At 72.1% G+C, this 7,000-nt stretch carries 5 protein-coding genes and 2 pseudogenes; 3 read left to right on the top strand and 4 right to left on the bottom strand.

What is annotated here, in order from left to right; translation table 11 throughout:
- Positions 1–380 (top strand): annotated as a pseudogene (locus tag TU34_RS02515) (HNH endonuclease); the annotation flags it as partial.
- On the opposite strand, the gene TU34_RS02520 reads toward TU34_RS02515, so the two are convergent.
- Positions 363–1,130, bottom strand: coding sequence for a class I SAM-dependent methyltransferase (locus tag TU34_RS02520; RefSeq protein WP_045821287.1), 768 nt, complete (start codon positions 1,128–1,130; stop codon positions 363–365). The pseudogene TU34_RS02515 and the gene TU34_RS02520 overlap by 18 nt on opposite strands.
- A 33-nt stretch (positions 1,131–1,163) precedes the next feature.
- Between TU34_RS02520 and TU34_RS02525 the strand changes: the two genes are divergently transcribed.
- Positions 1,164–2,402 carry a glycosyltransferase family 4 protein gene (locus TU34_RS02525; protein ID WP_238981135.1) on the top strand — a complete coding sequence of 413 codons (1,239 nt, stop codon included), beginning with the start codon at positions 1,164–1,166 and terminating at the stop codon, positions 2,400–2,402.
- Here the strand turns inward: TU34_RS02525 and TU34_RS22645 are convergent.
- The 3 genes and pseudogenes from TU34_RS22645 to TU34_RS02535 form a co-directional block, all read right to left on the bottom strand.
- Positions 2,339–2,794: pseudogene (locus TU34_RS22645) on the bottom strand (nuclear transport factor 2 family protein); the annotation flags it as partial. The gene TU34_RS02525 and the pseudogene TU34_RS22645 sit on opposite strands and share 64 nt — an antisense overlap.
- Complete coding sequence (locus tag TU34_RS02530) at positions 2,758–4,494, bottom strand: MmpA family trehalose lipid delivery protein (RefSeq protein ID WP_045821288.1); 1,737 nt, start codon at positions 4,492–4,494, stop codon at positions 2,758–2,760. The pseudogene TU34_RS22645 and the gene TU34_RS02530, both read right to left, overlap by 37 nt.
- An 11-nt stretch (positions 4,495–4,505) precedes the next feature.
- Positions 4,506–5,612, bottom strand: coding sequence for a serine hydrolase (locus TU34_RS02535; RefSeq protein WP_238981136.1), 1,107 nt, complete (start codon positions 5,610–5,612; stop codon positions 4,506–4,508).
- 62 nt (positions 5,613–5,674) lie between these two features.
- Between TU34_RS02535 and TU34_RS02540 the strand changes: the two genes are divergently transcribed.
- A complete protein-coding gene (locus TU34_RS02540; RefSeq protein ID WP_238981137.1) occupies positions 5,675–6,874 on the top strand; it encodes a polysaccharide biosynthesis protein in 1,200 nt (399 codons plus the stop codon).
- The last annotated feature ends 126 nt before the right edge of the window (positions 6,875–7,000 follow it).

A 7,000-nucleotide genomic window follows, 5' to 3' on the forward strand; every position in this document is an offset into this window, starting at 1 on the left:
CCCTGGTGGCGATGGATTCCACCGCGAGGCTGTTCCCGAGCGGGCTCAAGCACTTCCTCGACCTGCGCGACGAGTCGTGCCGCATCCCGTACTGCGATGCACCGATCGCCGAGTACGACCACGCCAATCCGCACGCCCGGGGCGGTGCCACCTCGGCGTCGAACGGCGGCGGAATGTGTCTGTCACACAACCGCGCCAAACAGAACCCCGGCTGGCGGATGACCACCGCCGACCACACCGACACCGGCCGACACGCCGCGACGATCACGACACCCACCGGACACAGTCATGTCTCGCGGGCACCGGCGCCCCCGGGTCACCACGACGAGACCGTCAGTCTCGTCGAACGACAACTCCGGTCGCTACTGGACGCCGCCTGAGCGGAACACCAGTACGAGATTGCTGCCCAACAGTTCTCGGAGAACGGGTACGCGCATCACCCACCAGGCCCGGCGGGGAAGGTAGCGGGGAAATGCGGCGACGAGGGTGGCGGTCTCGGTGGGAACGGTTGCCGCCCAGCGAAGTCCGTCGGACGCGGTGACACGGAAGAGGCTGGTGCCGTAGAGGTTCTTCGGTGGGTGGCCGTGGCGACGGGTGTACATGCGGGCGGCGCGGGCGCCGCCGAGGTAGTGGGTGAGACCCATCTCGTGGCCACCGAACGGGCCGTACCAGAGGGTGTAGCTGAGGATCACGGTGCCGCCGGGTCGGGTGACGCGCAGCATCTCGGTGCCCATGCGCCACGGATCGCGGACGTGTTCGGCGACGTTGGAGGAGAAGCAGACGTCGAAAGCACCGTCGGCGAAGGGCAGGTCCATCCCCGAGGCGCGCACGGTCGCGCGGTGCGGGAGCGCGGCGGCGTGCAGCTCGGCGGGGTCGGGTTCGGCGCTCACGTAGCGCGCGCCGAGGGCACGGAACCCGTCGGCGAAGTAGCCGGGTCCGCCGCCGACATCGAGGATCACCGCACCGTCGAGGTCGCCGTGGTGATCGGCCACGAGGTCCACCGAGTCGCGGGCCAGCGCCGAGTAGAAGCGGTCGGGGTCGGTCTGCTCGTAGCGGAAGTCGTTCAGCAACCCGGCGGCGCGACGCAGCGTGGCGCGACGGGCGAACGGGGACCGGGGCGGGGCGGACACGTCAGAACCCTAACGACCGATACCCTCGCAGACGTGTCGAGCCACACCGCGTCCACCGGGCCGCTGCCCGAGCAGGTGCTGCTGCTGTGTTGGCGCGACAGTGACCACCCGCAGGGCGGCGGCAGCGAGCGCTACCTCGAACGCGTCGGGGCGGAGTTCGCGCGACGCGGCGCGCGCGTCACGCTGCGCACCGCCGGATACCCGGGCGCCGCCCGCAGCGAGGTCCGCGACGGCATCACCATCTCTCGCGGCGGTGGCCGGTTGTCGGTGTACCCGCGCGCGCTCGGGGCGATGGTCGCGGGTCGTCTCGGTGTCGGGCCGCTGGCCGGGCTCGCACCCGACGTCGTCATCGACACCCAGAACGGCATCCCCTTCTTCGCGGCCGCCGCCACGCGCGCGCCGGTCGTCGTGTTGGTCCACCACTGTCACCGCGCGCAGTGGCCGGTGGCCGGTCGGCTGCTCGGGGCGATCGGTTGGCTCATCGAGTCACGCATCTCGCCGCGGGTGCACCGGCGCAGGCAGTACCTCACCGTCTCCGATCCCTCGGCCGGTGATCTGCACGCCCTCGGTGTCGAGCCCGAACGGGTGGCCATCGTGCGGGCCGGAGCAGATCCGGTGCCACAGACCACGCCGCTGCCCGTCGACACCGACCGTCATCGCCTCGTGGTGCTGTCACGACTGGTGCCGCACAAGCAGATCGAGGACGCCCTCGAGGTGGTCGCGCACCTACGCGCCCGCGACGTCGCGGTGCACCTCGACGTCGTCGGCGACGGCTGGTGGGGAGATCGCCTGCGCGAGAAGGCCGGCGAGCTCGACATCGTCGACCACGTCACCTTCCACGGCCACGTCGACGAGGGGACCAAACACCAACTGCTGGCCCGCGCCGAGATCCATCTCATGCCCTCGCGCACCGAGGGCTGGGGGCTGGCGGTCATCGAGGCGGCCCAGCACGCCGTGCCCACCATCGGCTACCGCACGTCGCGCGGGCTCACCGACTCGGTGATCGAGGGCGTCACCGGCCTTCTGGTGGACGGCAGTGCGACCGCGCGATCAACCGAACTGGCCGGTGCCGCAGCGACATTGCTCGCCGACGCCGAGCAACGCCGGACCCTGGGCGAGGCGGGGCGTCAGCGGGTGTCGGGCTGGACGTGGTCGGCCACCGCCGACGCCGTCGGTGCCGTGCTGTCGGCAGCGGCATCGGGCAGGTATATCGCTGGTCCGGTGGTGAGCCCGAAGCTGGGGACATCGGCCAGCGAGACCGTCGCCTCGTAGGTCCGCTGGTAGCCGGTGGAGCTGATCCGCCAGCCGTCGTCGGTGCGCCGGTAGGTGTCGGTGTAGACCGCGGCGCCGAACAGCATGAACTGCGCGCCCGCGGCGATCACCCGGTCCTGGAGGTACCAGTGCCCGGTCGCGGTGTCGCCGCCGGGATCGATGTCGATCTCGGGATGCCCCACGTGGTGTTCGGTGATGATCTCGGCGGTGCCCAGGGAGGTGCGCATGAAGTCGACGAGCCGCTCGCGGGTGTCGAAGGTCAGCGACGCCCCATACGCGCCGGTCACGTCCTCGGTGAGCGTGGCCTCGAATTCGTCCCAGCGCTTGGTGTCGAGTGTGCGCAGGTAGCGGTACTTCAGCCGGCAGATCGCGGCGGTGTCGGTGCTCTCCATGCCTCCCATGAGAACAGCCGTCGCCCCCGTCCCGCGGCCACTCCGCCGAACCCGACCCCACCGAGGACGACCGCGAGCCACACGAGATGCGCCGCCCACGACAGCACCCGGTCGACGGTCGACGCACGCACGACGTCGGGGTCGGCCACGCGATACAGAGTGAGAAGGTCGCCGCGATAGACGACCGGCAGTGTCCTCAGCGTCGCCGAGGGCGTGTGCGGTCCGACCGATTCGACGAGCACCCAGCCGACCCCGAGCCGCGCCAGGTCGGCCGGTGGCCCACCCCGGGCGAGGATCGCCTCGGCGCGGGCGGCTCGCGAGTCGGGGGCGGTGTCGACCGCTCGTCCGTCGATGAACAACTCCCCGGTCGCGAGCACCGGTGCGCGCAGCAGGCGGGCGGTGGGGTCGAGCGACACGACACCGTCGGTGAACGCGTACCGCCGATTCGACCCGGTCGGCAGCACGACGACATCGCCGGCATCGGCGGGCACCAGGTCGGCGACCTCGGCGAAGTCGCTCGGCAACGACACCGTGCGCACCTCACCTCCCACGCCGGCGGCGAGGTCGGGCAGCGGCGCGACCACGAGCAGTGCGACAACCGCCGCGGCCAGCCCCCGGGGTACGAATCGTCCGATCACCTGCACCGCGGCGGCCGCGGCGATCGCGTAGAACGGGACCAGCAGGGCGACGAACTTCGAGGTGTCGCGCAGCAGACCGGCTCCCGGGACGGTGTCGACGAGTCCGCGCAGCACCGCCTGACCGGGCGTGGTGGCCGCGAGCGTGACGAGCACGAGCGCCGCCACCGCGACGGTCGCGGTGACGCCGATCAGCCGGACCCGACGCCACCGGCGCCGCAGCGTGACACATCCGATCGCCACCACGGCCAGAAGACACAGGGTCGCGATGAGGGCCCACACCCCGGTGCGGCTCGCCGGCACCGCGTCGGCGTTCCAGATGCCAGCCAGACCGGCGAGCGTCCCGAGAGTTCCCAGCCCGGTCTCGGCGCGCGCGGCGAACGCGGCCACGGCGGCGGTGTCGGAGGTGGCCGGCGCGGTCGACAGTGCTGCGGCCGCCGTCCACGGCAGGCTGGTCACGATCGCGACCACCGCGACCCCGGCCACCGCACGGCGCCGTGGGGCCACCACGGCGAGGGCGACGACGACGGCGAGTACCCAGCCCGTCGGGGTGATGCCCGCGACGGCGACCCACGCCGCGAGACGCGCCCACGTCCTGCGGTCAGGGCGGCGACGGCAGTCCTCGGCCGCCAGGACCACCCATCCGAGCGCGGCGTAGCCCAGCAGCAGACTCCACTGACCCTGCAGAAGGCGTTCGGCGACAAAGGGATTCCAGATCCCGATCGCCGCGCCGGCGAGGAGTCCCGGTGTCCGCGCGGCTGGCACGACCCGCCCGGCGAGCCGCCCGAACCCGACACCGGCGAGGACGAGCGCGGCGAACGTGAGCGTGGTGACGACCACGGAGCCATCCAGCACCCGGCTCGCGACCGCGATCAGCCAGTCCTGCGGAACCGCTCGCGCAGGTGCGTCACCGAGCCCGAGCGCGGTGTCGGTGACGAAGCTCCGCGGTGTCGAGACGGCATCGCGGTAGAGCAGGTCGCCCCCCGCGAACAGGGGAGCGACGACGGCCGCCGCCAGGGCTGCACTCGTGAGCCACAGCGTCGCCCGAGCTCCGCCGCGGTTCATGGGTCACGACACTAGTGACCGCCGGTCGCGCACTGCACCGCAGCCACGGTGGCCGCGTCGCCGCGCACCAGGCCGAGCAGCAGCTTCTGCTGGGCGTAGTTCGACTTCTGGTAGTCGGCGCGCGACAACCCGCGCACCAGCAGCGTCGCGGTCGAGATGCGTCCGGCAGGGGTACGGAACTCGAAGTTGTCGGTGAGCACCGAGTTGTCCGGCGCGATGAGGCTCCCACCCTTGAAGCCGAGCACCGAGCCGTCCGGCCCGGGGCCCTGGTACTCGAGGATCGACCGCGCCAACGGGGCTCCGGGCCCGAACGACCCGTCGGCGATGGCGCCGATGAGCCGGTTGAGTCCCCGGGCGGGCTGTGAGTACGAGCGGTCGACCTGGGCGCTGGTCGTGAGGGCGGTGAGACGCGGCGCCGCGGCGAACACGGCTGCGCGATACCCGGCGTCGTCGTGGTACCTGCGCGCGGCGGCCTGCTGGCGTGCCTGCGTCGTCAGCGTCGGGTCGATCAGTCCGAGGTAGAGCGCTGCGTTCAGCGGCGGGAGTCCCCTCAGCCCGTACTGCCGCATGACCGCGTCGAAACCGGCGTCACCGAGGACCGCGCGCAGGGTGTCGGGGGCCGCGGAGTCGGAGAAGCGGATCATCACGTCGGCGAGCTGGGCCAGGCTCACCCGCAGCGATGCCGGGCGCGCCGAACCGGGGGCCCCGGTCAGTGGTGGGAGCTTCAGGTACTCCAATGCCTGCACGTGGGCGCCGCCGTCGATCGGCAGGTACCAGCGTTCCCACTCGTTCACGCTGACGGTCTGCGTCGGGGTGATCCGGCCCGATGCGACGGCGCGCGCGTAGACGGCGAGGTTGATGATCTTCGCCGCCGACGCCGTCGGGTACGCACGGTCGGCGTTGTGCGAGACGGTCACGCGCCGGCCGTCGGTGACCACGAGCCCGTAGTCCTTCGGGTGCGCGGCCAGGTAGCCGATCCAGCCCTGGGCGGTGGACGTGTCGGCAGCCGGGGGCGGGGGACACGGCGCGGCCGAGGCGGGACCCACGCTCGCGGGGGCGACGAGAGCGGTCGCGACCATCAGCAGGCCGGTCAGCAGGGATGCGCGGTGACGGGGCATGGGCCAGATCGTAAACGATGCGAACGACCTGGGTGGAGCATGACGGCTGACAGACTCGACCGGTGACGACAGGGTCGATGGCGCGATCGGTGGGCCTGGTGGCCGTGGGCAGCATGGTCGCCAACGTGTGCGCCTATTTCGTGCACCTGCCCGCCAGCGCGTGGCTGTCGACCGACGCCTACGGCGAGTTCGCGGTGCTGCTGCAGGCGACCCTCGTACTCGGCGTCCCGGCGCTCGCGGTGCAGGCCGTGACCGCGCGCGAGGTGGTCGCGGGGCGCCCGATCGGATCGTTGGTCCGGCTCGGCGGCATCACCGCGGCCGCGGTCGCGGTGCTCGCCGCGATCGCGGTGTGGCCGTTCACGGTGTTCGCCCACACGGGTGGCGTGGCGACCGCGGCGGCGTTCACGGTGGCGCCGCTGTTGGTGCTCATCGCCGTCGGGCAGGGAATCATTCAGGGCCGCACCGAGTTCCGTCGACTCGCCTGGGTGATCGGGACGGTCGGGGTGGCCCGGACGGTGCCGCCGTTCGTGGCGCTCGCGTTCGGTGGCGGCCCGGCATCGGCGCTGGTGGCGACGATGGCCGGTGCCGTGGCCGCCGCGGTGCTGGTCGCGTGGCAGGCCCGCCTCGTCGCGCCCGAGTCCGGCTCGATGTCGCTGCCGCGGCTGTCGCCGACGAGTGTGCTGCAGGCGTCGCAGGTGCAGTTGGTGTTGATCTCGGCGACGTCGGTGGACCTGTTGTTGGCGCGATCGGTGTTGGGCGAGAGTGATTCCGGGGTCTACGCGCTGGGGACGGTGGCGAGCAAGGTCGCGTTCTGGCTACCCCAGGCGGTGGGGCTCGTCGTCTTCCCGCGCCTTGCCGACGCCCAGCGCTCGGCGGCGACACTGCGGACGGCGATCATGGTCCTGGTGGGTCTGTCGGCGGCGACCACGCTCGCGTCGGTGGCGGGCGGTCCGCTGGTGCCGGTCGTGATCGGGGAGGACTATCGGCCCGTCGCCGGTCTGCTGTGGCTGTTCGCGATCACCGGCGGCGCACTGGCCGTGCTGCAGGTCGCGCTGCTCGCGGCCATCGCGCGGCACCGCACCCGGATCGCCGCGGTGCCGTGGGTGGTCCTCGCGGTCGAGGTTGTCCTCATCCTCACCTGCGCGACATCGGTCGCCGGACTCGCCGTCATCGCGGCGGGTTCCGCGGTCGTCGCCGCGACGCTCACGGTGGTCGCCGTGATGCGATCCGGCGCGGCCACGCACGCATCGCCGTCCGACTAGGTGTACTGACCCGAGACGTTGGTCGAGTGGCTGTGACACGTCAATCTGAGTGATGACGCGGGAGGGCCTCCTGCGGTGGAGTGGAACTGCCTAGGTATCCGCTCGTCCCTCAGGAGGCCCTCGTGT

This window comes from Williamsia herbipolensis (genome assembly GCF_000964005.1).
GTDB classification, from domain to species: domain Bacteria; phylum Actinomycetota; class Actinomycetes; order Mycobacteriales; family Mycobacteriaceae; genus Williamsia_A; species Williamsia_A herbipolensis.